The sequence below is a fragment of the Acidithiobacillus ferriphilus genome, assembly GCF_018854775.1.
GTDB classification, from domain to species: Bacteria; Pseudomonadota; Gammaproteobacteria; order Acidithiobacillales; family Acidithiobacillaceae; genus Acidithiobacillus; species Acidithiobacillus ferriphilus.
Genome location: NZ_JAAZTY010000072.1, coordinates 1 through 1,678, shown reverse-complemented (window position 1 = coordinate 1,678; position 1,678 = coordinate 1). Strand labels below are relative to the sequence as shown.

At 61.7% G+C, this 1,678-nt stretch carries 3 protein-coding genes; all 3 read left to right on the top strand.

Translation table 11 applies throughout. The features are described 5' to 3' along the window. The first annotated feature begins 227 nt into the window (after positions 1-227). Positions 228-488: a 30S ribosomal protein S16 gene (rpsP, locus tag HF921_RS05885; RefSeq protein ID WP_215893491.1), complete on the top strand. Its 261-nt coding sequence runs from the start codon at positions 228-230 to the stop codon at positions 486-488. After that, positions 472-987, top strand: a complete 516-nt coding sequence (gene rimM, locus HF921_RS05880) for a ribosome maturation factor RimM (RefSeq protein WP_319025477.1) — start codon at positions 472-474, stop codon at positions 985-987. Before rpsP ends, rimM begins: the two co-directional genes overlap by 17 nt. Continuing rightward, positions 969-1,678 (top strand): tRNA (guanosine(37)-N1)-methyltransferase TrmD (gene trmD / locus HF921_RS05875; protein WP_226834360.1); only part of this gene is annotated, 710 nt, incomplete at its 3' end. The genes rimM and trmD, both read left to right, overlap by 19 nt.

Sequence of the window (1,678 nt, the reverse complement as noted above, 5' to 3'; positions counted from 1 at the left end):
TTCCGGCACGACCGTCACCGAGGTCAACCGCCTGCTCAAGCAGTTCGAAATGATGCAAAAGATGTTCAAAAAAATGGGTAAAGGGGGCCGGGGGCTCAGCCGTTTGCTGGGGATGAATCCCAAATCGATGTTGAAGGGCGGTTTACCCTTCCGTTAGAGCTTGTTTTTAGTTACGATACGCGCCTTTCTCCCGCACAGTGGGAGAGGATCATGGTTAAGGAGAACACATGGTAGTCATTCGTATGGCCCGGGGCGGCGCCAAGAAGCGGCCTTTTTATCACATTGTGGTGACCGACAGTCGTAGCCGTCGGGATGGTCGTTTTATTGAGCGCCTGGGCTTTTACAATCCCATTGGCGCAGTAGCCGAGCTGCGGATCAACAAAGAACGCGCCGCTTACTGGTTGAGCCAGGGTGCCCAGCCGTCCGACACCGTCGCCGGCTTTCTGAAGAAAGAAGGCGTGAGCAAGACGGGTGTTGCCAGCGCCTGACGCCGGGGAGTGGGTGGTGCTGGGGCGTGTCTCCGGCATCTATGGTGTGCGCGGTATGGTAAAGGTTTTTTCTTTTACCGAAGAGCGCGACGCCATCCTCGATTACTCGCCTTGGTATCTCGGCCCGGCCCGGCGCCCTTGGGTGCTGGAAGACGGGCGTATGCAGGGCGAGGGTGTGGTGGCCAAGCTTGAGCAGGTGGATGACCGTGAGCAGGCGCGTGCCCTTATCGGGCAGGAGATCGCGGTGCTCAGGGCTGAATTGCCTGATCCGGGAGCCGGTGAATTTTACTGGAGCACGCTGATCGGGTTGAGGGTACTGAACCGAGAGGGTGTCGCTCTGGGCACCGTGTCCGCTTTCCTGGAAACCGGGGCGAATGACGTGATGGTGGTCGACGACGGTAAGGGCGGTGAGCTGCTCATTCCGTGGTCGGCCGAAGCCTCTGCGGGTGTGGATCTGTCCGTCGGGCGGATTATCGTGGATTGGCAAGCCGACTGGTGATGCGTTTCGACGTCATCACCATTTTCCCAGGGCTGATCCACGGTTATTTGCAGGAGGGCATTGTCGGACGCGCGTTGACCCGTGGGCTGATCGAGGTGCAAACCTGGAACCCGCGGGATTTCAGTGACAGCACCTACCGGCGGGTGGATGACCGCCCTTTCGGCGGCGGGCCGGGCATGCTGATGATGGCGCCGCCTTTGCTGGCGGCTATTGCGGCAGCGCGGCAGGCCAATCCGGGGGTGCCGGTGATTTACTTGTCGCCCCAGGGGCGGCGCTTGCAGCAGCAGGCGGTGCAGGATTTCGCGGTGTTGCCGGGCCTGATTTTACTGGCGGGCCGCTATGAAGGCGTTGACGAGCGGGTGCTGGCGGCGGTGGATGCGGAATGGTCCATCGGCGACTACGTGCTGGCGGGCGGTGAGTTGCCGGCGCTGGTGCTGATGGAGGCGGTGGCGCGGCAATTGCCGGGTCTGCTGGGTCATGCGGATTCGGCGGCGGAGGACAGTTTTGCCGCATCTGGTTTGTTGGACTGCCCGCATTATACCCGGCCCGAAGTGGTGGCGGGGGCAAGTGTTCCGGAGGTGCTGCTATCCGGAGACCATGGGCGTATCCGCCGCTGGCGTTTGCAACAGTCGCTAGGCCGTACCGCCGAGCGGCGCCCGGATTTGCTGGAGCAAAGAGGTTTGCAGGCGGG